Source organism: Burkholderia anthina (assembly GCF_001547525.1).
GTDB lineage: Bacteria > Pseudomonadota > Gammaproteobacteria > Burkholderiales > Burkholderiaceae > Burkholderia > Burkholderia semiarida.
The window spans coordinates 639,526-665,667 of sequence record NZ_CM003768.1 but is presented as its reverse complement, the minus strand read 5'-3'; the positions used below and the strand labels follow the sequence as shown (position 1 = coordinate 665,667).

At 66.3% G+C, this 26,142-nt stretch carries 25 protein-coding genes, 2 tRNA genes and 1 pseudogene; 16 read left to right on the top strand and 12 right to left on the bottom strand.

What is annotated here, in order from left to right; translation table 11 throughout:
* Nucleotides 1-16 precede the first annotated feature (16 nt).
* From hemW to WS64_RS03100, 7 genes are all read left to right on the top strand, one after another.
* Nucleotides 17-1,231, top strand: coding sequence for a radical SAM family heme chaperone HemW (gene hemW, locus WS64_RS03130; protein ID WP_060313069.1), 1,215 nt, complete (start codon nt 17-19; stop codon nt 1,229-1,231).
* Nucleotides 1,232-1,275: 44 nt separating this feature from the next.
* Nucleotides 1,276-1,363, top strand: a tRNA-Ser gene (locus WS64_RS03125).
* A gap of 141 nt (nt 1,364-1,504) precedes the next feature.
* The gene (locus WS64_RS03120; protein WP_059638897.1) at nt 1,505-1,894 is read left to right on the top strand and encodes a hypothetical protein; all 390 of its coding nucleotides are present in this window, start codon (nt 1,505-1,507) and stop codon (nt 1,892-1,894) included.
* A 294-nt stretch (nt 1,895-2,188) separates the two neighbouring features.
* Nucleotides 2,189-2,482 (top strand): hypothetical protein, encoded by a 294-nt coding sequence (locus WS64_RS03115; protein WP_060313063.1) that lies wholly within the window; start codon nt 2,189-2,191, stop codon nt 2,480-2,482.
* 315 nt (nt 2,483-2,797) lie between these two features.
* On the top strand, nt 2,798-3,289 hold the full coding sequence (locus WS64_RS03110; protein WP_059574109.1) for an energy transducer TonB family protein: 492 nt from the start codon (nt 2,798-2,800) through the stop codon (nt 3,287-3,289).
* 305 nt (nt 3,290-3,594) lie between these two features.
* Entirely contained in the window at nt 3,595-4,905 is a 1,311-nt protein-coding gene (locus WS64_RS03105) for an MFS transporter (protein ID WP_060965697.1), read from the top strand.
* A gap of 104 nt (nt 4,906-5,009) precedes the next feature.
* Nucleotides 5,010-5,189, top strand: a complete 180-nt coding sequence (locus tag WS64_RS03100) for a hypothetical protein (RefSeq protein ID WP_059638893.1) — start codon at nt 5,010-5,012, stop codon at nt 5,187-5,189.
* 19 nt (nt 5,190-5,208) lie between these two features.
* Here WS64_RS03100 and waaC read toward each other — a convergent pair whose 3' ends face one another.
* Nucleotides 5,209-6,207 carry a lipopolysaccharide heptosyltransferase I gene (gene waaC, locus WS64_RS03095; RefSeq protein WP_060965696.1) on the bottom strand — a complete coding sequence of 333 codons (999 nt, stop codon included), beginning with the start codon at nt 6,205-6,207 and terminating at the stop codon, nt 5,209-5,211.
* Nucleotides 6,208-6,400: 193 nt separating this feature from the next.
* Between waaC and WS64_RS03090 the strand changes: the two genes are divergently transcribed.
* The gene (locus WS64_RS03090) at nt 6,401-7,936 is read left to right on the top strand and encodes a chloride channel protein (RefSeq protein WP_060965695.1); all 1,536 of its coding nucleotides are present in this window, start codon (nt 6,401-6,403) and stop codon (nt 7,934-7,936) included.
* A 116-nt stretch (nt 7,937-8,052) separates the two neighbouring features.
* Here the strand turns inward: WS64_RS03090 and WS64_RS03085 are convergent, their stop codons facing one another.
* The 5 genes from WS64_RS03085 to WS64_RS03065 form a co-directional block, all read right to left on the bottom strand.
* Nucleotides 8,053-8,454 carry a YXWGXW repeat-containing protein gene (locus WS64_RS03085; protein ID WP_060965694.1) on the bottom strand — a complete coding sequence of 134 codons (402 nt, stop codon included), beginning with the start codon at nt 8,452-8,454 and terminating at the stop codon, nt 8,053-8,055.
* Nucleotides 8,455-8,614: 160 nt separating this feature from the next.
* Complete coding sequence (gene minE / locus WS64_RS03080) at nt 8,615-8,869, bottom strand: cell division topological specificity factor MinE (RefSeq protein WP_006476634.1); 255 nt, start codon at nt 8,867-8,869, stop codon at nt 8,615-8,617.
* Nucleotides 8,870-8,881: 12 nt separating this feature from the next.
* On the bottom strand, nt 8,882-9,697 hold the full coding sequence (gene minD / locus WS64_RS03075; RefSeq protein ID WP_006476635.1) for a septum site-determining protein MinD: 816 nt from the start codon (nt 9,695-9,697) through the stop codon (nt 8,882-8,884).
* 59 nt (nt 9,698-9,756) lie between these two features.
* Nucleotides 9,757-10,542 (bottom strand): septum site-determining protein MinC, encoded by a 786-nt coding sequence (gene minC, locus WS64_RS03070; protein ID WP_060965693.1) that lies wholly within the window; start codon nt 10,540-10,542, stop codon nt 9,757-9,759.
* 169 nt (nt 10,543-10,711) lie between these two features.
* Nucleotides 10,712-11,335 carry a GNAT family N-acetyltransferase gene (locus tag WS64_RS03065; protein WP_226093718.1) on the bottom strand — a complete coding sequence of 208 codons (624 nt, stop codon included), beginning with the start codon at nt 11,333-11,335 and terminating at the stop codon, nt 10,712-10,714.
* Nucleotides 11,336-11,890: 555 nt separating this feature from the next.
* Between WS64_RS03065 and WS64_RS03060 the strand changes: the two genes are divergently transcribed.
* The gene (locus WS64_RS03060; protein WP_060965692.1) at nt 11,891-13,051 is read left to right on the top strand and encodes an alkane 1-monooxygenase; all 1,161 of its coding nucleotides are present in this window, start codon (nt 11,891-11,893) and stop codon (nt 13,049-13,051) included.
* A 381-nt stretch (nt 13,052-13,432) separates the two neighbouring features.
* Here WS64_RS03060 and WS64_RS03055 read toward each other — a convergent pair.
* Nucleotides 13,433-13,523 (bottom strand) — tRNA-Ser (locus WS64_RS03055).
* A gap of 115 nt (nt 13,524-13,638) precedes the next feature.
* A complete protein-coding gene (serS, locus tag WS64_RS03050) occupies nt 13,639-14,940 on the bottom strand; it encodes a serine--tRNA ligase (protein WP_059574117.1) in 1,302 nt (433 codons plus the stop codon).
* Between the two features lie 248 nt (nt 14,941-15,188).
* Between serS and WS64_RS03045 the strand changes: the two genes are divergently transcribed.
* On the top strand, nt 15,189-15,458 hold the full coding sequence (locus WS64_RS03045) for a DUF2164 domain-containing protein (RefSeq protein WP_060965691.1): 270 nt from the start codon (nt 15,189-15,191) through the stop codon (nt 15,456-15,458).
* A 52-nt stretch (nt 15,459-15,510) separates the two neighbouring features.
* Here WS64_RS03045 and WS64_RS03040 read toward each other — a convergent pair whose 3' ends face one another.
* The 3 genes and pseudogenes from WS64_RS03040 to WS64_RS03030 all read right to left on the bottom strand — a co-directional run bounded on the left by WS64_RS03040 (nt 15,511) and on the right by WS64_RS03030 (nt 20,118).
* Nucleotides 15,511-16,821, bottom strand: a complete 1,311-nt coding sequence (locus WS64_RS03040; protein ID WP_059574119.1) for a replication-associated recombination protein A — start codon at nt 16,819-16,821, stop codon at nt 15,511-15,513.
* Between the two features lie 251 nt (nt 16,822-17,072).
* Nucleotides 17,073-17,720: pseudogene (gene lolA / locus WS64_RS03035) on the bottom strand (outer membrane lipoprotein chaperone LolA); the annotation flags it as partial.
* Between the two features lie 88 nt (nt 17,721-17,808).
* Nucleotides 17,809-20,118 carry a DNA translocase FtsK gene (locus WS64_RS03030; RefSeq protein ID WP_060965690.1) on the bottom strand — a complete coding sequence of 770 codons (2,310 nt, stop codon included), beginning with the start codon at nt 20,116-20,118 and terminating at the stop codon, nt 17,809-17,811.
* A gap of 388 nt (nt 20,119-20,506) precedes the next feature.
* On the opposite strand from WS64_RS03030, the gene trxB reads away from it, so the two are divergent.
* The 6 genes from trxB (at nt 20,507) to WS64_RS03005 (ending at nt 24,774) form a co-directional block, all read left to right on the top strand.
* The gene (trxB, locus tag WS64_RS03025) at nt 20,507-21,469 is read left to right on the top strand and encodes a thioredoxin-disulfide reductase (protein WP_059574122.1); all 963 of its coding nucleotides are present in this window, start codon (nt 20,507-20,509) and stop codon (nt 21,467-21,469) included.
* Nucleotides 21,470-21,605: 136 nt separating this feature from the next.
* Nucleotides 21,606-22,385, top strand: a complete 780-nt coding sequence (locus WS64_RS03020) for a Smr/MutS family protein (RefSeq protein ID WP_059574123.1) — start codon at nt 21,606-21,608, stop codon at nt 22,383-22,385.
* Nucleotides 22,345-22,995 carry a trimeric intracellular cation channel family protein gene (locus WS64_RS03015; RefSeq protein ID WP_059574124.1) on the top strand — a complete coding sequence of 217 codons (651 nt, stop codon included), beginning with the start codon at nt 22,345-22,347 and terminating at the stop codon, nt 22,993-22,995. The genes WS64_RS03020 and WS64_RS03015 overlap by 41 nt, the downstream gene beginning before the upstream one ends.
* Nucleotides 22,996-23,163: 168 nt before the next feature.
* Nucleotides 23,164-23,733, top strand: a complete 570-nt coding sequence (locus WS64_RS32215; RefSeq protein ID WP_081103767.1) for a PAAR domain-containing protein — start codon at nt 23,164-23,166, stop codon at nt 23,731-23,733.
* A gap of 2 nt (nt 23,734-23,735) precedes the next feature.
* Entirely contained in the window at nt 23,736-24,560 is an 825-nt protein-coding gene (locus WS64_RS03010) for a hypothetical protein (protein WP_060965689.1), read from the top strand.
* Nucleotides 24,561-24,573: 13 nt separating this feature from the next.
* Nucleotides 24,574-24,774: a hypothetical protein gene (locus WS64_RS03005; RefSeq protein WP_060965688.1), complete on the top strand. Its 201-nt coding sequence runs from the start codon at nt 24,574-24,576 to the stop codon at nt 24,772-24,774.
* A 142-nt stretch (nt 24,775-24,916) separates the two neighbouring features.
* On the opposite strand, the gene WS64_RS03000 is transcribed toward WS64_RS03005, so the two are convergent.
* A complete protein-coding gene (locus tag WS64_RS03000) occupies nt 24,917-26,035 on the bottom strand; it encodes an ABC transporter ATP-binding protein (RefSeq protein ID WP_060313032.1) in 1,119 nt (372 codons plus the stop codon).
* Between the last annotated feature and the right edge of the window lie 107 nt (nt 26,036-26,142).

The window sequence follows — 26,142 nt, the reverse complement described above, 5'->3', positions numbered from 1 at the left end:
CGCAGCGGGAGGCCGCATGAGCCAGGCCGCGGAAACCGGCGCACGCGTCGTCGCGACCTTCACGTCGCCCGGCCAGGTGCGCCTCACGTCGCTGCCGCCACTCGCGCTGTACGTGCATTTCCCGTGGTGCGTGCGCAAGTGCCCGTACTGCGACTTCAACTCCCACGAATGGAAAGGGGAACGGTTTCCGGAAGCCGAGTATCTCGACGCGTTGCGCGCCGACCTCGAGCAGGCGCTGCCGCTCGTGTGGGGCCGGCAGGTGCATACCGTGTTCATCGGCGGCGGCACGCCGAGCCTGCTGTCGGCGGCCGGCCTCGACCGGATGCTGTCCGACGTGCGCGCGCTGCTGCCGCTCGACGCCGATGCCGAGATCACGCTGGAAGCGAATCCGGGCACGTTCGAAGCCGCGAAGTTCGCGCAGTTCCGCGCAAGCGGCGTGAACCGCCTGTCGGTCGGCATCCAGAGCTTCAACGAGGCGCACCTGAAGGCGCTCGGCCGGATTCACGACACCGCGCAGGCACGCGCGGCCGTCGAGATCGCCGCGAAGAACTTCGACAACTTCAACCTCGACCTGATGTTCGCGCTGCCGAACCAGACGCTCGACGAATGCCGCGCTGACATCGAGACGGCGCTGTCGTTCGCGCCGCCGCACCTGTCGCTGTATCACCTGACGCTCGAGCCGAATACGCTGTTCGCGAAATTCCCGCCCGTCGTGCCCGACGACGACGCGTCGGCCGACATGCAGGAATGGATCCATGCGCGCACGGCCGAAGCCGGCTACGGGCGCTACGAAGTGTCCGCGTACGCGAAGCCGAATCATCAGTGCAAGCACAATCTGAACTACTGGCGCTTCGGCGACTATCTCGGGATCGGCGCGGGCGCCCATACGAAACTGTCGTTCCCGAACCGGATCCTGCGGCAGGCGCGCTACAAGCATCCGGCGACCTTCATCGAACAGGCGAAGGCCGGCACGGCCGTGCAGGAAGAGCGTGAGGTCGGCGCGCGCGACCTGCCGTTCGAGTTCATGCTGAACACGCTGCGGCTCGTCGAGGGCTTCCCCGTGCACAGCTTCGCGGAACGCACGGGCCTGCCGATGAGTACGATCGAGCCGGCATTGAAGGAAGCGGAACGGCGCGGACTGATCACGCGCGATTTCACGCAAATCGCGCCGACGCCGCTCGGCCAGCGTTTCCTCAACGACCTGCAGGAATTGTTCCTGCGCGACGACTGAACGAATGAACGAGGCGGCATTTCGGTTACAATGCCGCCTCGTGTGGAAGCGTGGCCGAGCGGTTTAAGGCACTGGTCTTGAAAACCAGCGACGGGAAACTGTCCGTGAGTTCGAATCTCACCGCTTCCGCCAGGAAATTCGCCGAACCCCGTCCATTCGCAGAATGACGGGGTTTTTTGTTTGTCGCACGCGTGCGCCCCGCACGAGCCGACACGTCGCGCCGGATGCCGTTACAATCCCGCGCTCCGATTCGCGAAACGGGAACCCCACGTCATGAAGCCCTTCCTCGTCTCGTCGCTCGCCGCGCTGCTGGTTGCCGTCAGCACGCATGCAGCGGCCGACACTGCCTCCGGCGACGCGCAAGCATCGTGCGCGATCGCGTACGTGACCGGCGTCGGCGGTTCGCCGCGCGGCCTGAGCGAATACCTCGCGAGCCCGTCGCCATACAACTACCTGAAGGACAACGAGCTTCAGTGCAAGGTGGGTGACGACGGACGCACGTCGAACTGCACCGGCGTGACCTATCTGCGCAACGAACAGGTCAGCGTATACGACGATTCCGACCCGGCGACGCTGACCGTCGTCGCGCGCGTGGAACTCGATCACGGCCAGAAATATCCGGTGATCGTCGTCGTGCAGCGCAAGGACGCGCGCTGCAAGTAATGAAGTCGCGACGCGACACGTTCATCAGTCGAGACGGACGAGCATTCGCGCCGTGCTGCGGCACGCCGAGCAGCAGGACGACCGGCACCACGGCGCCCAACGGAAACGCAATCGCGCTCAGGAATCGGCACCGGATCGGCATGGTACGCGCGCCCGGGCGCATGCCGCCGCACATCGCCGCACGCCTCCCCACCCCGCTCGCCATCACCTAGAATTCGTTCAACACGGCGACAAACGCCGCCGCGTATTCGATGCCGCACGCGCCACCCGTGCGCGCGGCACACGGAGATCGCCATGACCGACCTGTCGAGCGCGACGGACCACGTCGATTACGAAGGCTTCGAGATCCATGTCGTGCCGGCCGCGATGCCCGGCAGCGACACGCGCTATACCTACACCGGCTACGTGTGCCATCCGGGCGTGAATCCCGCGCTGCCCGGCCATGCGGTGCCGTTCCACGCGGACGGCGAGGAGAGCTTCGCGAGCCTCGACGAGGCGACCCGCGAAGGCGTGCACGTCGGCAAGAGCATCATCGACGGCACGCACCCGGACCTGTCGGTACTGTCGCTCGTGACGCACGGCTTCTGACGCGGCCGCAAAGCATCGCCGGCGATGGCGCGGAAGGCCGGTCGAGGTCGCCGCATCGGCTGGCCGCGCCGCGCGGCCGGACGATCGCAGCGTGCCGCGGCTTTCAACCTTGCAACATGCGCGTCCATCGCTGACGCTGTCACATGTCGCGTCACCTCGCGACGCACCGCGCGCGATGCACGTCGCTCGACGCGGCGCCCGGCCGTCATCATCAGCGATCGCAGCAACCGATCCCGCGCGCTATGCGTTTCCCCCCATATCGTCTCGCGTCGGTACGCCTATCATTTTTCTATCGTCCCTCCCGGCCATCCCGTCATGCGCCCCCTTCTCCGTCCGCGCGTCGTCCGGCTGCGTGTCGCTGCGCTAGCCGTCGTCGCCCTGCTCGCCGCGTGCACGATCACGCCGCCTTCGTCGCTACGCTCGGTCCTGACGATTCCGTCGGTCATACGCAGCGGCACGCTCGACCAGTATCGCGTCGAGGTCGCGCATCGCGTCGCCGAGCGCAATCCGTCCGGCATGCTGCACGGCACGCCGCAGGCCATGCTGCGCTCGCTCGTCGTCGTGGCCTTCACCGTCGATGGCAGCGGCCGCGTGATCAACGCGTCCGTCTATCGCAGCAACGGCGACAGCGAGGCGGAAGCGCTCGCGCTCGCGTCGCTGCGCCGCTCGGCGCCGCTGCCGGCGCCGCCGTCACGGCTGCTCGACGGCAACGGCCGGCTCGAACTGATGGAAGGCTGGCTCTTCAACGACGACGGCCACTTCCAGCTGCAAAGCACCGCGTCCGCGCAGGCGCAGTCGATCGACTGACGCGCCGCCGCGGCCCGATTGCCGGTGCACGGCGCTGCTGGCTATAATTTTCCGCACTCGCGCGGCCATCACGCCGCGCGTGCGTTCGCGCGCCGCACCCAGCAAGCGAGCCGACCACGCCGGCACCGGGCGGCGGCGACGTACCCGTCTCCATCGTCGACCGGCGGGTGACGTCCGCGCCACGGCGCGCGTCCACGCCGCCATCGCGTCATCCGCATCGATCATTTGCCCGGCAGCGCCCGGCAGGCCGTCGCCTGCCGAACGCACGCTCAGCCGGCTGCCCCAACGACAAAACGGAGACATCCATGTCCGCATCCCCCCCGGCCGTTGCACACGCAAGCGGTTCGGCCGGCGCCGTCAGCCATCGGCGCATCGTGTTCGCGAGCTTCATCGGCACCGCGATCGAGTTCTACGATTTCTACGTGTACGCAACGGCCGCCGCGCTCGTCATCGGCCCCGTGTTCTTTCCGCACGGCTCCGCAACGGCGCAGGCGCTGTCCGCATTCGTCACCTTCGGCATCGCGTTCATCGCGCGCCCGATCGGCTCGTTCCTGTTCGGACACTTCGGCGACCGTATCGGCCGCAAGTCGACGCTCGTCGCCTCGCTGCTCGTGATGGGCGTGTCCACCACCGCAATCGGCTTCGTGCCCGGCTACGACGCGATCGGCACGCTCGCGCCGGTGCTGCTGTGCGTGCTGCGTTTCGGCCAGGGGATCGGCCTCGGCGGCGAATGGGGCGGCGCGGCGCTACTCGCGACCGAGCATGCGCCGCACGGCAAGCGCGGCTGGTTCGGGATGTTCCCGCAACTGGGGCCGTCGGTCGGGTTCCTGATGTCGAACGGGCTGTTCTTCGCGCTCGCGCTGTCGCTGTCCGACGAGCAGTTCCGCAGTTGGGGTTGGCGCATCCCGTTCCTCGTCAGCGCAGTGCTCGTCGCGCTCGGCCTGTACGTGCGGCTCAAGATCACCGAAACGCCCGCGTTCCAGGCGGCGCTCGACCGCAACGAGCGCGTGCGCGTGCCTGTCGCGACGCTCGTCACGCAGCACTGGCAGCCGACGCTGCTCGGCGCGCTCGCGATGGTCGTCTGCTACACGCTGTTCTATATCTCGACGGTGTTCTCGCTGTCGTACGGCGTGTCGGCGCTGCATATTCCGCGCCAGAGCTTCCTCGGCCTGCTGTGTTTCGCGGTCGTCTTCATGGGGCTCGCGACGCCGCTGTCCGCATGGGCGTCGGACCGCTTCGGCCGCAAGCCGGTGCTGGTCGCCGGCGCGCTCGCCGCGCTGCTGTCGGGGTTCGCGATGGCGCCGCTGCTCGGCAGCGGCTCGATGTCGCTCGTCGCGCTGTTCCTGACGATCGAACTGTTCCTGATGGGCGTGACGTTCGCGCCGATGGGCGCGCTGCTGCCGGAGTTGTTCCCGACCAACGTCCGCTATACGGGCGCGGGCGTCGCGTACAACCTCGGCGGGATTCTCGGCGCGTCGATCGCACCGTATATCGCGCAACTGCTGGCTGCGCGCGGCGGGCTGTCGTGGGTCGGCGGCTACGTGTCGGTCGCGGCGGCGATCAGCCTGATCGGCGTATTGCTGATGCGCGAAACGCGCGACGCGTCGCTCGTCTGACCCTCCGGGGCGACCCGGGTTGTACGGCGGCGGGCGCGCTCTATACTCGATCCTGGGCGCGTCGTCGCGCGCCCGGATATCCCGCCCCGACAGGAGCCGCCGCCATGAATATCCGCCTCGCCAATGCCGATCTCGTCGTGATCCTCGCGCTCGCGCTGGGTGGCGCGCTGCTGCTCGCGCTACGGTTCCGGCCGAAGACCTGGCGCGGCGTCGTGTTCGAGGCGCTGCTGGCGAATCTGGCGGCCATCGCCGCCGTCGTCACGGTCGAGATGTTGCTGGCCTGACCACGGCCGCCGCGCCGCGTCAGGCGGACAGCCGCGCGCGCAACGTGCCGTAGGCCGGGCAGACCGTATCGATCGCGTCCAGCGCCTCGTCGACGGTCGGCATCGCGCCCGGCTCGCCGATCGACAGCGCATGCGGCGCGCCGCCGATGCCGCAATGGTGGCGCGACGTCGCGACGAAAATCATCACGGTCGGCCGCTGCAACGCGTGCGCCATGTGCACGAACCCCGTATCGACCCCCACCACGAGCGCGGCCCGGCCCAGCGCCGCGCCCAGCTCGCGCACCGTCATCGCCGGCAACACGATCGCGCCCGGCGCACGAGCGGCGATATCCCGCGCATCGTCGTGCTCGGCCGCCGATCCCCACGGCAGCAACACGCGCACGCCGCGCGCCATCATCTCCGTGGCAAGGGCGGCCCAGTGTTCGGCCGGCCACTTCTTGTCGGGGTTGGACGTCGCATGGAACAGCAGCATGAACGGCCCGCCGTCGGTCACGGCCGCGGGCAGGCTCGCATCCTGCGGCGCGACGATGCCGTACGCGGCAGCCCCTTCGGGCACGTAGCCGAGCGCTTCGCCGGCACTCACGCGCATCCCGTGCCATGCGTCGCAGTCCGGCCGCGGGCCGAAACGGTGCGAATACGCGAAGCGCGCGCCCGTTTCGCCAAGATCCTGCGTCTGGTAGCCGACACGGCGCGCGGCACGCGCCAGCGACGAAATGATCGCGCTCTTGTAGACGCCGTGCAGGTCGATGACCGCATCGTAACGATGCGCACGCAACGCACCGATCGATGCCGAGATCGCCTTCAGGTCGCCGACATTGCGCATTTTCTTGAAGCGGCGCAGCGGCGCGCACAGGACGGCGCTCACGCCCGGATGCCAGCGTACGACCTCCGCGCACGATTCGTCGACGGCCCAGTCGACCGTCACGCCGGGGAAGGCGCGATGCAGGTCGGCGACGACAGGCAGCGTCTGGACGACGTCGCCGAGCGACGTCACTTTCACGATGAGGATGCGTTTCACGATTGGCGGGGTTCTCGACGGGTTATCTTGGCATGCTAACGACGCTTGCTATGTACAGACATTACGCGAGCATTACATTTGCAACAAATTGCATCTCTTTTGTGGATTTTTGTCATTCCCTATCGGCTTCCGCGGTCCCCCGCTGGCATCCGGTTCTTTTTATAATTCCCTCTTTGCCCTCCGGCCCGAGCCAATGCCGCGCCCCGCCCTTCCCGCGCTGTTTCCCGCCCTCACCCGCCGCTCGCTGCGAATCTGGCGCCAATATGGTGTTTTCTGGCTCGGGGCGATCGTCGTCGGGCTCGCGGCCGTCCTGTACGCCCGGTTGATCGACTGGGGCTACGAGACTTTCCGCGCGATGCGCGATCACGCCGTGTGGCTGCCGCTGCTGCTGACGCCGGCGATCGCCGCGCTGTCGGCATGGATCACGCGCCGCTTCTTCCGCGGCGCCGAGGGCAGCGGCATCCCGCAGGTGATCGCGACACTGCATGCGCGGCCGAGCGCGTTCGGCGCCCGCCTGCTGACGCTGCGCATCCTGTTCGGCAAGGTACTGATCTCGTTCCTCGGCATCCTCGGCGGCTTCACGATCGGCCGCGAAGGGCCGACCGTGCAGGTCGGCGCGGCGCTGATGTTCAACCTGCGGCGCTTCTACCCGCGCTCGAACGCGCAGATCGAACGCCAGCTCGTATTGGCCGGCGCGGCAGCCGGGCTGTCGGCCGCGTTCAATACGCCGCTCGCCGGCATCGTGTTCGCGATCGAGGAACTGACTCGCAGCTTCTCCGCGCGCGCCAGCGGCGTACTGATCACCGCGATCATCCTCGCCGGCGTCGTCGCGCTCGGGCTGAACGGCAACTACACGTATTTCGGCACGATCAACGCCGGCCTCCATTTCCCGAAACTGCTGGCGGTGGCGGTGCTGGTCACCGCGATCGTGACGGGCATCGCGGGCGGCCTGTTCTGCTGGCTGCTGCTCAATACGGGGCGCTGGCTACCCGCGCAACTGCTGGGCCTGTATCGCGAGCGGCCGATCAGGTTCGCCGCGCTGTGCGGCTTCGTGATCGCCGTCGTGGGGCTCGTATCCGGCGGCACGACGTTCGGTAGCGGCTATGCCGAGGCGCGCGGCCTGCTCGACGGCAGTCAGCAACTGTCGGTGTTCTATCCGTTCCTGAAGATGGTGTCGATGGTCGCGTCGTACCTGCCGGGCATCCCGGGCGGGATCTTCGCGCCGTCGCTGTCGATCGGTGCCGGCTTCGGCAACCTGCTGCACGCCGTGTTCAGCAACATGAGCCTGCCGATGCTGATCGCACTCGCGATGGTCGGCTATCTGGCGGCCGTTACGCAGTCGCCGATCACGTCGTTCGTGATCGTGATGGAAATGATCAACGGGCATGCGCTCGTGATTTCGCTGATGGCGACCGCGCTGGTATCGAGCCGGGTCTCGCGCTTTTTCGCGCCGCCGCTCTACGAAACGCTTGCGCAGCGCTATCTCGCGCCCCCCGTCGCGGCCGCTGCGGCGACGGCAGCCACCGCGAGCAACGTTGCCGAACCCCAGGATGAAAACGCGGCCCCCGCCGACCCGCTCGATACGCTGCGCGACGAAGGCGGCGACGAGCCGGCCGCCGCGGCGGTGGCCGACCGCGCCGCGCCGACACCGGCGTCGGACGATACCGGGCCGCCGGCTGCGACCGGCGCAGACGGCCCGGCCCAGCCCGGCCCGCGCGACACTCAATAGATCACGACGGGCGCCGGCCGGTAGTAGACCGGCCGCGCCGGCACGACGATGCACCCGGCCAGCGTGATCGCGACGAGCGCGATGGCGATTGCGGTTCTTTTCATCGCACGCCTGCCTCAAGCCCAGTGGCCACGCGTCCAGAACCAGTTCGGCCCGCGCTGATCCCAGTGGCCCGGCACCCAATGCATGCCGACGCGTTCGGTTTCCCAGTGACCGCCGATCCACACGTAGCGGCCATGGTCCCAGCGCCAGTGCCCGCGCTCCCACACGTAGCCCACGCGCGTGGCCGGTACGACCTCGTAGCGCACGGGCGGCGGCGCATTCGGCGCGACGACGACGACTTCCTCGGTACGCACGGCGACCGGCTCGGCGATGACCATGCGCCCCTGCGGCGCGATCACGGGCGTGCCGACGAGAATTTCGTCCGCATGCGCGGCAAGCGGCGCGACGACGGCTGACAGGCCCGCGGCGAACAGCGCGAGCGAAACGAGACGACGTGAAACGGTAGAGACAGCCATCACAACCTCCTGGTTGAACAAGTTACGCGAGCGTATTCGTTCAATGCGCGACGGGGGATGACGGCCGACAGGCGCCGTGTTACGGCGTGCCCGAAAGTGCAACAGGGCGTAAGACGCGCACGGCGGCGGGCGCCGCCGTGCGGAGGGACACGCGCAAGCGTCAGGCTTGCGGAATCTCGATCTTCACTTCGAGGACTTCGAGATCGTCCTGGCGCTCGAGGCTCACGCGAATGTCATCGTCCGAAATATGGACGTACTTCGAGATGACCGCGACGAGTTCCTTCTGCAGCGCCGGCAGGTAATCGGCCGGCGGCCGGCCGCCGACCCGCTCGTGCGCGATGATGAGCTGCAGGCGCTCCTTCGCGACCGATGCGGACTTCTTCTTCTCGCCGAGGAGAAACGAAAGGATGGACATGGGCGGCCTCCGTTACTTGCTGCCGAAGAGGCGCTGCAGCAGGCCCGGCTTCTGGTAATCGGTGAAGCGCAGCGGCTTGTCCTCGCCGAGAAAGCGGGCGACGACGTCCTTGTACGCTTCGGCGACGTCGGTACCGTCGATATGCACGGCCGGCAGACCCTGGTTCGATGCGTGCAGCACGGCTTCCGACTCGGGCACCACGCCGATCAGCTTGATGCGCAGGATCTCGCTGATGTCCTCGAGCGACAGCATCTCGCCTTCGCTCACGCGCTTCGGGCTGTAACGCGTGATCAGCAGGTGTTCCTTGATCGGCTCCTTGCCTTCGGTCGCGCGCTTCGTCTTCGACGACAGGATGCCGAGAATGCGATCCGAATCGCGCACCGACGACACTTCCGGGTTCGTGACGATCAGCGCTTCGTCCGCGAAGTACATCGCGTGCAGCGCGCCGGCTTCGATACCGGCCGGCGAATCGCAGACGATGTATTCGAAGTCCATCGCGACGAGGTCGTTCAGCACCTTCTCGACGCCGTCGCGCGTCAGCGCATCCTTGTCGCGCGTCTGCGACGCCGGCAGGATGAACAGGTTCTCGCACTTCTTGTCCTTGATCAGCGCCTGGTTCAGGTTCGCTTCGCCCTGGATCACGTTCACGAGGTCATACACGACGCGACGCTCGCAGCCCATGATGAGATCGAGGTTGCGCAGGCCGACGTCGAAGTCGATCACGGCCGTCTTGTGGCCGCGCAGCGCGAGACCCGACGCGAAGCTCGCGCTCGTCGTCGTCTTGCCCACGCCGCCCTTGCCCGAGGTCACCACGATGATTTTTGCCATTTACCCAATACCCTGTGTTCGTCAATGAGAGCCGATCGATCCGGAGCGCACCGCGTGGATTACGTCAGGCGCAGCGGTTCGATCATCAGTTTTTCCTCTTCGAGCCGGATCTGCACCGATTTGCCCAGTACGTCGGCGGGCAGCGGGTTCTCGGTGGTTCGATAGATACCCGCGATCGAAATCAGTTCCGGTTCGAGACACGTGCAGAAAATGCGCGCGTCGTGATTGCCGTGCACGCCGGCGAGTGCACGGCCGCGCAACGGCGCGTAGATATGAATATTGCCTTCCGCGATGATCTCCGCGCCGTGACTGACCGGCGCGAGCACCACGAGGTCCCCTTTCGCGTAAATCTGCTGCCCCGAACGCAACGGCCGGTCGATCACCAGCGTCTGCGCGCCGGCTTGCCCGAGCGCCGGCGCGGGTTCCGGCGACTGTTCGGGCGCCGCTTCGGGTTCCCCGGCGGCGGCGGTGTCGACGGCTGGCACGGCCGCCGGTTCCGCTTCGTCGGCAGGTTTCGCGGCCGGCGCGCGGCGATCGCGCGCCTCCAGCAACGGCAGGCCGGCTTCCCCCGCCCAGCCCTGCGTAGCCAGCGCGACGACGCCCACCGGACGCATCCGCACGTCGTTCAGCATCTGGCGGATGTCCGCGAGCGCGACGCGTTCGCCGTCAGCCAGGCGGCGGACGTCGATCGCGACGACATCGTCGGCAAAAAACTCGGGAGTCGCTTCGAAGCGCTTGACCAGTTCGGCACGCAACGCATCGAGATCGGTCGTCTTCACGGTGAACAGCAACGTATCGACCGATCCGCTGCGCAGCTCGAAGAATGGCGATTTTTTAAGCGACATGGACACTCTGCAAAAATTTTTTGCGTATTTTACAGGCGTCCACGCGTGCGGCCATTATTTTTGGGACTCGGGGTTGCGGCGGCCCGGGCGGACGCGCAACCGGCAGGCGGGCAGGCCAGCGGCCGATCGCGCTGTCATCGCGCCGCCCGGCTGGCGTGTCGGGATAGCGTCAGTGCTTCACCTGCGACACGAACAGCGATTTCATCGCGCCGGGCATCCGCGCGATCGGCGCATGTTCGCCGGTGTTGCCGAAACCCGCACGCTCGTAGAAACGGATCGCGTTGCGGTTCGCATCGGCGATCCACGCATAGACGTCGGTGGCGCCGCGCTCGGCGAGCCATGCAGTGGCCGTCTCCAGCAGCAGCACGCCACCGCGCAGGTGACGCACCGCATGCGCGACCCACAGTTCGCTGACGAACGCGCGCCGATCGGGCGTGTTGTCGAAATACGCGCCGATCATGCCGGCCGGATGGCCTTCGGTGTACAGCAGGAACGTCGTCGACTCGTCGGACACGGCGCGCTGCGCGGCGATCGCCGACGCTGCGTCCGTTTCGACGGTCAGCAATTCGGCCTCCGGCGCTTCGCCGGGCGCGTAGGGCTCACGCAGCGATGCAGCGCGGAGTTCGCGATACACGCCGCCCTGATCGGCAGCGATACGACGAACGGTCAAGGTCGAACTCATGCAGGCACAGCCCCCTTCGGACAGCAAGCTAGTAGCTTCAACCGAAAGCGGGGCATGAGTCAAATCGTAATTTTCAAACGGCGGCGCGGATCGAAAGGCGGCGGAGGTCATCGGCAACGGCCCGCGCTGATCGGTGTGCACGTGCAGCATCGATGCATCGGCGCAGATTGTTGGACGGTAAATGTGCTGTCGTGATCCCGCGTTTCGCCTCGTTCTCCTTGCGATGCGCGGCCCTCCGGTTTCGAGCCGCGTTCCATTGCCTTGCCGCGGCCGTAATGCGACGTAATACAAGCAAACGAAACACGCGCTGCAGCAATACTTCGCCGGCCTTCTTATTGCGATGCAACATTTGTTGCAGTCCCATCGCATCGGCATGCGCGCATCACGCGCCGGGCCATTCATCTGACGAACGCGCCAACCCCACGGACAGATTCGCCCCTACCTGCATGTTTCAATCGGCGCGTCTGGGCGCTTCGATACGCGCGTGGCGCATGCTCCGCCGTTTGGAGCATCACGCCTAGCGCGGGGGTTTGGCAAGCGCGCACGCCGGTCGTATAACAGGCAGATCCGGGCGACGATCCGGGGGCCGCCGCGCGCGTCGCGGACCACGAGGATTCGAAGATCTTGCATGCGGTCGCCTGCGGGCCGGCCGGCTGGAGGGAGACAATGGCAACGACCGACGGATCGGCTTCGGGCTGGTCGGATGGCAAGCGTTACCTGTGGCTGCTCGGCGCGCTGACGATCACGCTGCCGATCCTCGCCGCGCAGCTCGCGCGGTCGACGGGCTTCCATGTGTTCTGGTGGTTCGGTCCGCTGTTCGCGTTCGGCGTGATCCCGATCCTCGACACGCTCATCGGCGACGATCGCGACAATCCGCCCGAGGCCGTCGTGCCGCACCTCGAGCGCGAACGCTATTACCGGTACATCGTCTATCTCGCGACTTTCGTCGAATACGTCGCGTTCTTCATGTGCGTGTGGATCGTCGGCACGCACGCGCTCGCGTGGTACGACTATGTCGGCTTCGCGCTGTCGCTCGGCGCCGCGACGGGCATCTCGATCAATACCGCGCACGAGCTCGGGCACAAGACCGACCGCTTCGAACGCTGGCTCGCGAAGATCACGCTCGCACCGGTCGCGTACGGCCACTTCTACGTCGAACACAACCGCGGCCATCACGTGCGCGTCGCGACCGCCGAGGACCCGGCCAGCGCGCGCTATGGCGAATCGTTCTGGGCGTTCCTGCCGCGCACGGTAACGGGCAGCATCCGCTCGGCATGGCGACTCGAAAAAACCCGCCTCGAGCGCCTCGGGCGTTCGCCTTGGACGTGGCGCAACGAAGTACTGCACGCATGGGCGATGACCGCGGTCGTATGGGGCATCGCGATCGCGATGGCCGGCAAGATCGTGATCCCGTTCCTCGTGATCCAGGCCGTCTACGGCGCTTCGCTGCTCGAAGTGGTGAACTACGTCGAGCACTACGGGCTCGGGCGCCGCAAGCTGCCGAGCGGCCGCTACGAACGCTGCACGCCGCAGCATTCGTGGAACAGCAATCACGTCGTCACGAACCTGTTCCTGTACCAGTTGCAGCGGCACGCCGACCATCACGCGAATCCGACGCGCTCGTACCAGGCGCTGCGCCACTTCGACGATGCGCCGCAATTGCCGGCCGGCTACGCGACGATGATCCTGCTCGCGTACGTGCCGCCGCTCTGGTATCGCGTGATGAACCCGCGTGTCGTCGCGCACTATCGCGGCGACATGGCGCAATCGAACATCAAGCCGTCGATCCGAGACAAGGTGCTGGCGCAGTATCCGGCTGGGGCGTGACGGTTCGGCGAGGACGGTGTGGAAACCGGCGGGCACCGCTTGAAACGGTTCGGGCGCCGGCGTCCGGTTTCGCACGCGCGGTGCCGAAGCGAGCCCGTCACACCGTTTCCGGCAGCAGGAACATGGCCCCGTGACGACGGGAGGCAGCAATGCAACAACCGTCAGGACTTCCGACAGTCGGTGCGGCACTAGCGGTGGTAGTCGTCGTCCATGCAGCGAGCCTGCATTGAAGATGCGGCACGATCGCGCTGCTATCGGCATCCGCACGATCCGATGCGCCGGTAGCCCGCCCGCTGTCACTGCATCGGCAATCGGCACATTGCACCGGCGACCCAAAACGAAAAACCCCTTGATCCTTCCGGATCAAGGGGCTTCGTATTTTGGCGGAGAGGGTGGGATTCGAACCCACGGTACGGGGAAACCGTACGCCTGATTTCGAGTCAGGTACATTCGACCACTCTGCCACCTCTCCTTCCTTACTGCATTTCGCGGCTGGTCGTTTCCGCGAGAAAAAGATTATAAGACGATCTCTTCGTGGCCGACAAGCCCTTTTTGCAAATTTTTTGCGAAGGCGCCGAACGGCCGCGTTACGACGCCTGCGCCGGCGCGTCGATACGCTCCATGCCGCCCATGTACGGACGCAGCACTTCCGGCACCGTGACCGAGCCGTCCGCGTTCTGGTAGTTCTCCAGCACCGCGACGAGCGTCCGGCCGACCGCCAGACCCGAACCGTTCAGCGTGTGCACGAGTTCGGGCTTGCCCTGTGCGTTGCGGAACCGCGCCTGCATCCGGCGCGCCTGGAACGCCTCGGTGTTCGAGCAGCTCGAGATTTCGCGATAGGTGTTCTGCGCTGGCAGCCACACCTCGAGGTCGAACGTCTTCGCGGCCGAGAAGCCCATGTCGCCCGTGCACAGCGTGATCACGCGGTACGGCAGGCCGAGCTTCTGCAGGATCGCTTCCGCGTGGCCGACCATCTCGTCGAGCGCCGCATACGACGTTTCGGGCGCGACGACCTGCACCATCTCGACCTTGTCGAACTGGTGCTGACGGATCATCCCGCGCGTGTCGCGGCCGTACGACCCGGCTTCCGAGCGGAAGCACGGGGAATGCGCGGTGAGCTTGATCGGCAGCGCGGATGCGTCGACGATCGACTCGCGCACGGTGTTCGTCAGCGAAATCTCGGACGTGGAGATCAGGTATTGCGTGACCTTGTTCTCCTCGCCGCCCTTCTCGACGCGGAACATGTCGTCCGCGAACTTCGGCAGTTGGCCGGTGCCGTACAGGATCTCCGGGTTCACGATGTACGGCGTGTACGTTTCGGTATAGCCGTGCTGCTGCGTGTGCGTGTCGATCATGAACTGCGCGAGTGCGCGGTGCAGGCGCGCGATCGGGCCGCGCAGCATCGTGAAGCGCGCGCCGGCGAGCTTCGCGCCCGTCTCGAAATCGAGGCCGAGCGGCGTGCCGACGTCGACGTGATCCTTCACCGCGAAGTCGAACTGGCGCGGCGTGCCCCAGCGGCGCACCTCGACGTTGTCGGCTTCGTCCTTGCCGACCGGCACGCTTTCGTGCGCGACGTTCGGCATGCCGAGCATCAGCTCCGACAGGCGCGCCTGGATGTCGCCGAGCCTGGCTTCCGACGCCTTCATTGCGTCGCCGATCCCGCCGACCTCGGCCATCACGGCCGACGTGTCCTCGCCCTTCCCCTTCATCGCGCCGATCTGCTTCGACAGGCTGTTGCGGCGCGCCTGGAGCTCTTCGGTATGGGTCTGGATCGCACGGCGTTCCGCTTCGAGGGCGGAGAACGCTGCGACGTCGAGGGTGTAGCCGCGATCGGCGAGGCGCTTGGCGACGCCGTCGAGGTCTTTGCGCAGCAACTGGATGTCGAGCATGGGAGGACTTGGAAAATCGTTGTGTAAGACGGGAATTCTAACGCACCCCGCGGCCGCCACGGCGTTGGCCGGACGGACAATGCCGCAAACGGCCGGCCATGGCAGTATCGCGTTGCCTGTCCGCCGCATCGGCGGACGGCGAATTGCCGCGCGCGTCGTCATGACGGATCGCAACATGTCCGCCCCGGCGGGCGGCAACCGTATCAGGCGGAGCGCCAGCTCCGCGTCACAGCACGCGAAGGAATCCGATGACCATCGAACTCGACAAGGACGTGCGCGACCGCGCGATCACGTCGCTGCAACGTTATTTCACGGAAAACATGGACGAGCCGATCGGCAACATCCAGGCCGGCGCGCTGCTGCATTTCTTCATTCAGGAGATCGCACCCGCGATCTACAACCTCGCGATCGCCGACGCGCAGGAACGCCTGCATGCGCGGGTCGCCGAACTCGACATCGAATGCCACGAAGAGCCGTTCGAATACTGGAAGAGACAGCAGCCGGGCCGCAAGCGCTGATGCGTCCACGGCTGCGCGGATCGAACCGGCCCGCGCGGCGCCATCAGTTCGATCAGTCCTTCTTGCCGGCCTCGCGATCGAGCTCGCGCAGCCACGCGAGCTTCTCGGCGATCTTCGATTCGAGCCCGCGCGGCACCGGCTGGTACCAGCGCGGCTCGCGCATCCCGTCCGGCAGGTACGTCTCGCCGGCCGCGTACGCGTTCGGCTCGTCGTGCGCGTAACGATAGGCGTGGCCGTAGCCGAGTTCCTTCATCAGCTTGGTCGGCGCATTGCGCAGATGCACGGGCACCTCGCGCGACTTGTCCTGCTTCACGAACGCCATCGCCTGGTTGAACGCGTTGTAGCCGGCGTTGCTCTTCGCCGCGCACGCGAGATAGATGACGGCCTGCCCGAGCGCGAGTTCGCCTTCCGGCGAGCCGAGGCGTTCGTAGGTTTCGGCCGCGTCGTTCGCCACCTGCAGCGCGCGCGGGTCGGCCAGGCCGATGTCTTCCCACGCCATCCGGACGATACGCCGCGCGAGATACTTCGGATCCGCGCCGCCGTCGATCATCCGGCAGAACCAGTACAGCGCGCCGTCCGGGCTCGAGCCGCGCACCGACTTGTGCAGCGCCGAAATCTGGTCGTAGAAGTTGTCGCCGCCCTTGTCGAAGCGGCGCGCATTCAGCGTCATCGCGCTGCCGACGAAATCGGCATCGATCGTCGCGACGCCGGCCGACGTCGCCGCCGTCTGCGCCTGTTCGAGCAGGTTCAGGAAGCGGCGCGCGTCGCCGTCCGCATAGCCGATCAGCGTATCGACCGCCTTGTCGTCGAACGCGAGGCCGTCGAGCGCGATTTCCTGCGCGCGCTTGAGCAACTGGCGCATCTCGTCGTCGTTCAGCGACTTCAGCACGTACACCTGCGCCCGCGACAGCAACGCCGAATTGACCTCGAAACTCGGGTTTTCGGTCGTCGCGCCGATGAAGGTCACGAGGCCCGATTCGACGAACGGCAGCAGCGCATCCTGCTGCCCCTTGTTGAAACGGTGGATCTCGTCGACGAACAGGATCGTGTGGCGGCCGGTGCGGTTCAGCGTGTCCTTCGCCTGCTCCATCGACTCGCGGATGTCCTTCACGCCACCGAGCACCGCGGACAGCGCGATGAACTCGCAGTCGAACGCGAGCGCGGTGAGCCGCGCGAGCGTCGTCTTGCCGACGCCGGGCGGCCCCCACAGGATCATCGAATGCGGCTTGCCGGATTCGAACGCGAGCCGCAGCGGCTTGCCTTCGCCCAGCAAATGCGTCTGGCCGATCACCTCGGCGAGCGTTTTCGGCCGCAGCGCCTCGGCGAGCGGGCGGCGCGGCTCGACTTGAAACAGGTCGGACATGAACCCTCGCTCCACATCAAACGGTAGCGGCCGAACCGGCCGCCGGACCCGACATTATGACAGCCGCGCGAGCGCGCCGCCGGGGCTGGTACACGCGTCTGGTGCCCGCGCCGGTACTCGTGTCTGTTGCACGCGCCTGTTACACGCGTCCGTTACACGCGTCTGTTGCACGCGCCCGTTACACGCGTCCCCAAACAACACGGGCCTGCCGTTGACGGCAGGCCCGTGTCGGGAAAACGGCGCAACGAACGTCAGCCGTTGATCACGTCGGCCCCCTTCGGCACCACGAACTTGAACGTATCGCCCTTCAGCGACGGGTTCGTCTGGATGTTCGTGAAGGTCAAGAGCGTGACGTTGCCGAACACGTCGTGCAACTCCATCGCGGCGAGCGTGCCGTTGCGAAAGCCGATGCCGATCCGCTGGAACTGCGTGTCCTGAGCCTTCGGCAGCATCTCGAGCCACTCGATGCCGCCCTTCTCGCCCGCATCGCGCAGCGTGTAGCTCTTGTCGAGATCGTTGCTGCCGAACAGGATCGCGGCCGGGCTCGCGCCCAGCGCGCCGTTCAGCTTGCGCTCGGTGACCTGGTTCAGGTCGCGGTCGTACACGTAGAGCTTGTCGCCGTCGGCCTGCAGCACCTGCTGGTACGGCTTCTGATACGTCCAGATGAACTTGCCCGGCCGCGCGAACACGAACGTGCCGCTCGAATTGTCGGTGGGCTTCGGCGCGGCCTGCGCGGCGCTCGCGCCCTTGGCCGGCGCCTTGACGATCTGCTGCGTGAAATCGCCCTTCGCCGAACGCACCTGCGACACGAAGGCCTTCAGTTGCTCGGTGCCGCCCGCGAACGCGTGCGTCGCCGCGAGCATCAGCGATGCGCCGGCGAGCGCCGCGCCGAGCCAGCGCCGCGTCGAACGAAGGGAAGGGACGAACGAAAGTTGCTGCATATTGCGGTTTTCTCCCTGGGTGGCCGGCGCTGCGGGCGCCGCGGACTCATTCCGCGTCGCGCGCCGGCACAAGAATTTCGCGGTTGCCGCTCGACGACATCGCCGACACGAGCCCCGACTGCTCCATCTGCTCGAGCAGCCGCGCCGCGCGGTTGTAGCCGATCCGCAGATGACGCTGCACGAGCGAGATCGACGCGCGGCGGTTCTTGATGACGATCTCGACCGCCTGGTCGTACAGCGGATCAGACTCGCCGCCGCCTTCGCCGGTTCCCGCACCGGCCGAGCCCTCGTCGCTGTCGGCGGTGCCGCCCTCGAGCAGGCCCTCGACGTAATTCGGCTCGCCCTGCTCCTTGAGCTTCTCGACGACGCGATGCACTTCGTCGTCGGCGACGAACGCGCCGTGCACGCGCACCGGCAACCCGCTACCCGGCGGCAGATAGAGCATGTCGCCCATCCCGAGCAGCGATTCGGCGCCCATCTGGTCGAGGATCGTGCGCGAGTCGATCTTCGACGACACCTGGAACGCGATCCGCGTCGGCACGTTCGCCTTGATCAGGCCCGTGATCACGTCGACCGACGGGCGCTGCGTCGCGAGGATCAGGTGGATGCCGGCCGCACGCGCCTTCTGCGCGATCCGCGCGATCAGTTCCTCGACCTTCTTGCCGACGACCATCATCAGGTCGGCCAGCTCGTCGATCACGACGACGATGTTCGGCAGGCGGCCGAGCGGCTCGGGATCGTCCGGCGTCAGGCTGAACGGGTTCGGAATCTTCTCCTCGCGCTTGGCCGCATCGTCGATCTTGTTGTTGTAGCCCGCGAGGTTGCGCACGCCCAGCTTGCTCATCAGCTTGTAGCGGCGCTCCATCTCCGCGACCGTCCAGTTCAGCGCATGGCCGGCCTGGCGCATGTCGGTGACGACCGGGCACAGCAGGTGCGGAATGCCTTCGTAGACGCTCATTTCGAGCATCTTCGGATCGATCAGGATCAGGCGCACCTGCTCGGCGGTGGCCTTGTACAGCAGCGACAGGATCATCGCGTTGATCCCGACCGACTTGCCCGAGCCGGTCGTGCCGGCCACGAGCAAGTGCGGCATCTTCGCGAGATCCGCGCACACCGGCTTGCCGCCGATGTCCTTGCCGAGGCTCAGCGTCAGCGCCGACGGCGCGGCCGCATACACCTCGGAGCCGATGATCTCGGACAGATGCACCGTCTGGCGGCGCTGGTTCGGCAGCTCGAGCGCCATGTAGTTCTTGCCGGGAATCGTCTCGACCACGCGGATCGACACGAGCGACAGCGAACGCGCGAGATCCTTCGCGAGGTTGACGATCTGGCTGCCCTTCACGCCGGTGGCCGGCTCGATCTCGTAGCGCGTGACGACCGGGCCCGGATACGCGGCGACGACGCTCGCCTCGACACCGAAGTCCTTCAGCTTCTTCTCGATCAGGCGCGACGTGAATTCGAGCGTATCGGCGGAAATCGCTTCCTGCGTCTTCGGCGCCGGGTCGAGCAGCGACACCGGCGGCAGCGTCGAATCGCCGGGCAGGTCGGTAAACAGCGGCACCTGGCGCTCGCGCTCGACGCGCTCGGACTTCGCCGGCGTGACGACCGGCGGCACGATCGTCACCGGTTCGTGATCCTCGATGCGCACGCGCTCCTCTTCGACCTTGCCTTCGCGGCGCACCGCCGCGGCCTCGCCGAGCTTGCGGTCGCGCTCGGCCTCGCGGCGCAGCTTCGCGACGTTGACGGCGGACAGGATCGCGCCGCCGACGCGCTCGGCCACCGACAGCCACGAGAAGCGGAAATACAGCGACAGGCCGATCGCGAGCGCGATCAGCAGCAGCAGCGTGCCGCCCGTGAAGCCGAACGCATGCGACATCGCGCCCGCGACGGCCTCGCCGACCACGCCGCCCGGCGCGCGCGGCAACTGCACCTTCAGCGACCACATGCGCAACGCCTCGATGCCGTCGCAGGCGAGCACGACCAGCACGAACGCAAAGATTTCGGTGAGCCAGCCGATCGGCCGCTCCGGTTCGTCGGGAATCGCCTCGTGACGCGTGATGCGGCGGTAGTTGACGGCGATGCGCCGCCCGAGCGGCACGATCAGCCAGTAGGCCGACAGGCCGAACAGCAGCAGGATGATGTCGGCGGTCCACGCGCCGACGCGGCCGGCCCAGTTCGAGATGTGATCGACCTGGGCCGCGTGCGTCCAGCTCGGATCGCGCCGGCTGTAGCTCAGCAGGGCCATCACCAGAAAGGCGCAGAGCGCGACCTGGAGAATCCAGCGGATCTCCGTGAGGAGCTTCGACATCCGGTGCGGCAACGCCTGTGCCTGGGCGGAATAAGGAGCTTTTGCCATGAATCCGTATAAAGAGGACGGGCCGTGCGCCCGCCTGTCGTTCGATCGCGCTTATTGTAAACGCTGCATCGCGCCGCCAAGTGTAAATGACGGTTACATGACGGGAACGGGGGTGCCGGACCGGCGCCGGCGGCGGCCGCCACCCGGCCGGATGCCCGCCCCTGCGAAAACGCGCCGCCACATGGCAAACCGCCGCCCGCCCCGCCGCCCCGGTACGGACGGCAGGCCGCCAAACGCTATCGCCACGATTGAAACTCTCGTTCGGCAGCGCAGCAACGGGGCCTTTATAATGCGCGTCTGATACCCATCTATGACGGCATCCCGGTCAACCCGGATCGTACGGCGAGCCCTACCCCGCCCGCCGCGGCCGCCTTTTACGGATTCGCATATGTCCACGCCCAAACACGCCAAAGTCCTGATTCTCGGTTCCGGCCCCGCCGGCTACACGGCCGCCGTCTACGCGGCACGCGCCAATCTGTCCCCGGTGCTGATTACCGGCATCGCGCAGGGCGGCCAGCTGATGACCACGACCGATGTCGAAAACTGGCCGGCGGACGCGAAGGGCGTGCAAGGCCCGGAACTGATGGCGCGCTTCCAGGAGCACGCGGAGCGCTTCAACACCGAAATCGTCTTCGACCACATCCACACCGCGAAGCTGCACGAAAAGCCGATCCGCCTGATCGGCGACTCGGGCGAATACACGTGCGACTCGCTGATCATCGCGACCGGCGCATCCGCGCAGTATCTCGGCCTGCCGTCCGAGGAAGCGTTCATGGGCAAGGGCGTGTCCGCCTGCGCGACCTGCGACGGCTTCTTCTATCGCAACCAGGAAGTCGCGGTGATCGGCGGCGGCAACACGGCCGTCGAGGAAGCGCTCTACCTGACCGGCATCGCGAAGAAGGTCACCGTGATCCACCGCCGCGACAAGTTCCGCGCGGAGCCGATCCTGATCGACCGCCTGCTGGAGAAGCAGAAGGAAGGCGTCGTCGACATCAAGTGGGATCACGTGCTGGACGAAGTGACCGGCGAGGAATCGGGCGTCACGGGCCTGCGCATCAAGAACGTGAAGACCGGCGCGACGGAAGACCTGCACGTGCAGGGCGTGTTCGTCGCGATCGGCCACAAGCCGAACACCGACCTGTTCCAGGGCCAGCTCGAAATGAAGGACGGCTACATCCTGACGAAGAGCGGCCTGCAAGGCAACGCGACGTCGACGAGCGTGCCGGGCGTGTTCGCGGCAGGCGACGTGCAGGACAACGTGTATCGCCAGGCGATCACCAGCGCGGGCACGGGCTGCATGGCCGCGCTCGACGCGCAGCGCTACCTCGAGAGCCTGCACGACAAGAAGTGAGCCGGGAGCCTCGCCGCGGCGGGCGCTACAATGGCGTCCGCTGCCGCGAAGCGGGCTCGACCGGAAAGCCGCTGCCGCCGCGCAGCGGCTTTTTTTCTGCCCGCGCGCCCGAACGCGCCTGCCCCGTTACCGAATCATGGCGAAGAACCAGCCCCACCCGAGCGATCCCGCGAAGCGGAAGATCGCTGCCCGCCCCGTGACCCCGGCGCCCGAGGCGCCGCCGCCCGCCCTCGACGCGGCCGCGTTGCGCGGTCAGGGCCTCGCGGGCCTCGGCGCGTTGCGCAAGTCGCTGCAAGGCGAAGCCGATCGTCGCGAACGCGCGCGCATCGAAACCGAGAAGGCCGAGCGCAAGGCGGAAGCCGACGCGAATCTGTTCCGCAACGAGATCGGCGCGATCCGGCCGCTGAACGCGCCGCCGCGCGCGTCGTCGGGCCGCACGCCGCCCGACCCGGTGCCGAAGCAGACGCAGCGCGACGAGCAAGCCGTGCTGAACGCGACGCTGTCCGACGAGTTCGATCCCGAGACGCTGCTCGACAGCGACGATTCGCTGTATTACCACCGCCCCGGCATCAGCCGCGACGTCGTGCGCAGGCTGAGGAGCGGTGCGTGGATCGTGCAGGCGCAGATCGATCTGCACGGCATGCGGCGCGACGAAGCGCGCGACGCGCTCGCCGAATTCATCCGCGAAGCCGGCAAGAAAGGGCTGCGCTGCCTGCGCGTGATCCACGGCAAGGGGCTCGGCTCGATCGGCAAGGAACCCGTGCTGAAGGGCAAGGTGCGCGCATGGCTCGTGCAGAAGGAGGAAGTGATCGCATTCTGCGAGGCGCGCGGCCACGACGGCGGCGCGGGCGCGGTGCTCGTGCTGCTGCAGCCCCATGCGACGCCGGCCGACCGGGGGCCGCGTGCCGCATCCTAGGCTGACGCTCGCGATCGCGGTACTGGAGGCGATCGCCACGCTCGCATTCGCGATTTCGGGGTTCATCGAGGCGCGCAAGAACCGCCTCGACTCGGTCGGCACGTTCGTCGTCGCGCTCGCGACCGCCTTCGGCGGCGGCACGCTGCGCGACATCCTGCTCGAGCGCCGGCCGTTCTACTGGGTCGTGCACGACGACTACGTGATCGCGATCTTCGTGCTTGCGCTGTTCGCGCCGTTCGTACTGCGGATGCTGTCGCGGCTGTCGGCCGAACGGCTGCTGCTAATCGCCGACGCGATCGGGCTCGGCATCTTCAGCATCTCGGGCACGTCGATCGCACTCGACGCCGAGATGCCGCGCTTCATCGCGGTGATGATGGGCGTGATTACCGGCGTGGTCGGCGGGATCGTCCGCGACGTGCTGTGCAACGACATCCCGCTGATCCTGCGCGATTCGCGGCCGTACGCGACCTGCGCGTTCGTCGGCTGCTGGTTCTACCTGCTGCTCGTGTGGCTGCAGTTCGACTCGGTGTACAGCGTGCTGCTCGCGACCGGCTTCATCCTCGCCGCGCGGCTGGCGACGTTCAAGTTCGACGTGCGGTTGCCGCATTGAATCCGGGCGTCGTTTGAGTCACGGGGAGCCGTCGAAACCGGCTCTCGTCGCCGCACGCCGGTGATCCCAAAACACGCGGTCTATCGGACACAATTATTTACATTTACCTTTCATGCTCCGCAGTGCCGTGTTACGTTCCGCCGAACAAACGCGAACGAGTGGACTGGGATGACAATTTTTTACGCGGTAGTTGAAGACGATCCGCTGGACAGCGGCGGCTACGTACTCGATGGCGGTAAGTGCGGAACGATCGTGGGTGACGACGGCAAACGCCGGAAGATTACGTTCGTCGGACAACGCGCGTGGTGCAGCACATGCGAGAGCGTCGGGACAATTGAGGCGGCCCCTGGCGCGCCGAGCAAAAAGCGACTGCGCGATTTCACTTCCGCGGGACGAGTTCAAGCCCTGAGCAACGATTGGGTCCGATGTCGCTGTGAGCGCCCTCCCCGCATCATTTCCCGATACGGCCGTCAATGGAAAATAGACGCTTCGAATTGCGCCCCCCGGACGCAATCCGAACTCGTCACAACCGATACGGTCACGGCAGCGCCCCAACTCGTCTATAACGATTGCTTCGTTCTTCGGGACGCCGAGGGTGCCCCTCTGAGCGACGTCGCCTATGCATTGCAGCGAGACACCGGGGCGTTTGAATACGGACGAACGGACGCGCACGGACAAACGCACTTGCTCGCGTCCACTTCCTGTGCCGAAAACATCACGATCTATCTCGCGGAATAGTCATGCCCGAACGCGTCCACGTTTCTCCTGAAGGCAATCGATACAAACGGATCGCGGCACGCAAGACCACGCCGACAAACGACCCGTCGCCGAAACCCGTCACCGTCCGATTCAAGACATTCTGGAAAACGGTCCGCAGATGGACCGACGCCGACGTCGGCGAATACCAGCGCGCAATTCCGCAACTGGCACAACAGCTGCAGAAGGAAACGTACTGGGACCGCAACGGCAGTACGCGTGAGAATCGATTTACATGCGAGGACTTCGCGCTACGGTTACTCGTCCAGTTCGCGGCCCTGCGCGGGTTGCCGCTCAAGTTGACCACCGGTGTGCGCAGTTATCGAAACATGGAAATCTACGGCGAATCGGAACACCAGCGATACGATTCGACGATGTACGGCTTCGCCGAGATGGTCGCGCTGACTTTCGGCGCACCGGACACACAACGCACCGGTTCGAATACCGTACGACTTACGACGGCCGAGTCGCTCCGCGCGGGAGACATGCTCGTACAGGCCAATGATCGCGCAGGCATCGGGCATCACGTTCAGTTGGTCACGAACACCTCGCCCTCGTCTGTTTCGATCATGCAGGGCAATTCGAGCGGTGTGATCGTCCGTCCATTCACGACGATCATGAGGATATTCGGCCACAATCGTGCAGATCCGCAAAGCGCCAGTTATGCAGGTATGGGCGTCGAAAACGGGTACTACACCCCCGGCGAGGAAGGGTGGGACTACAGAAACGAGACCACAGGCGCCGAAGTGAAGGACTTTCTAAAGCAATTCCAGCTGTATCGCTGGAATTTCGCTGCATTCAATCAGTAATGCCGAGGCAAGGATGCGTGCGTTCTTTTCGGTAATCGCAGATAGCGACCTGTTCGGTACACTCGCGACCGTTTGTCTGGTCGTCGCCGTGGCCGGCCTGTTCTCCACCGTCCGCCGCTCGAGATTTTATTTTCCGGCGGTCTTCGCGTGCCTTCTGTTCATGCCGCTCATGCATGCGATCGGTTCGTACTTCTTGTCATTGCCGAGCCCGTGACTGCCTCCATCCGCTATCACGACGTGCGCGGGCCACGGCACCTGCGCGGACAAGTCCGCTACGCCCATGAATCCCGGCAATCGACGGCATCCGGATCGAACGGTGATCCGGACGCATCGCCGAAGGCCTGATTCCGCCTGCCTCACGCGATCCGTTCTTCCGACGCCGGATCGAACAGCACGGCCTTCGACACGTCGAACAGCAGCGACTGCGTCTGCCCTGGCTGCGGGTTCGCGGCCGGATGCACGCGGCTCACGATCCGCTTGCCGTTCACCTGCGCGAACACGTGCGTGTCCGGCCCGGTCGGCTCGGTCACGTCGACGCGCACGTCGATCGGCTGCAGCTTCGACGCCTCGCCGTGATGTGCGTTGCGTGCGTCGGTGATGCGCTCCGGGCGCAACCCGAGAATCACCTCGCGGCCCACGTGCGACTTCAGCTTCGCCGCGTCGAACGGCAGGTTCAGCGCGCTGCGCGCGAGGCCCGTGTCGATCTCGAGCGCGATGCCGCTGCCCTGCTCGACCAGGCGGCCGTTGATGAAGTTCATCGGCGGCGCGCCGATGAAGCCCGCGACGAACAGGTTCGACGGCGAATCGTAGATCTCCTGCGGCGCGCCGAACTGCTGGACCACGCCGTCCTTCATCACCGCGATCCGGTCGCCGAGCGTCATCGCCTCGATCTGGTCGTGCGTCACGTAGACGATCGTCGTGCCGAGGCGCTGGTGCAGCAGCTTGATTTCCGCGCGCATCTCGATACGCAGCTTCGCGTCGAGGTTCGACAGCGGTTCGTCGAACAGGAACAGCGACGGATCGCGTGCAAGCGCACGGCCCATCGCGACGCGCTGGCGCTGGCCGCCCGACAGCTGGCCCGGCTTGCGGTCGAGCAGGTGCTGGATCTGCAGCATCGCCGACACGCGATCGACGATCTGCTGCTGCTCGCTCTTCGGCACCTTGCGGATGTTCAGCCCGAACGAAATGTTCTCGCGCACCGTCATCGACGGATACAGCGCGTACGACTGGAACACCATCGCGATGTCGCGATCCTTCGGCGACAGGTCGTTGACGACCTTGCCGTCGATGCAGATCTCGCCGCTCGTGACCGTCTCGAGCCCGGCGATCATGTTGAGCAGCGTCGATTTCCCGCAGCCCGAGCCGCCGACCAGGATCAGGAACTGTCCGTCCTCGATCTCGATGTCGACACCCTTCAGGACCGGCACCCCGTTCGGGTAGGTCTTGTACACGTCACGGATGGAAAGGCTTGCCATGCTGTGAATCCTCTGTCTCGTCTCGCGCGGCGCACGCCGGCGCCGCGTCGGGTTCGTTTCGATGCGCCGCGCGGGGTGCGCGGCCGGTTCGTCGTATCGGAAAAGCC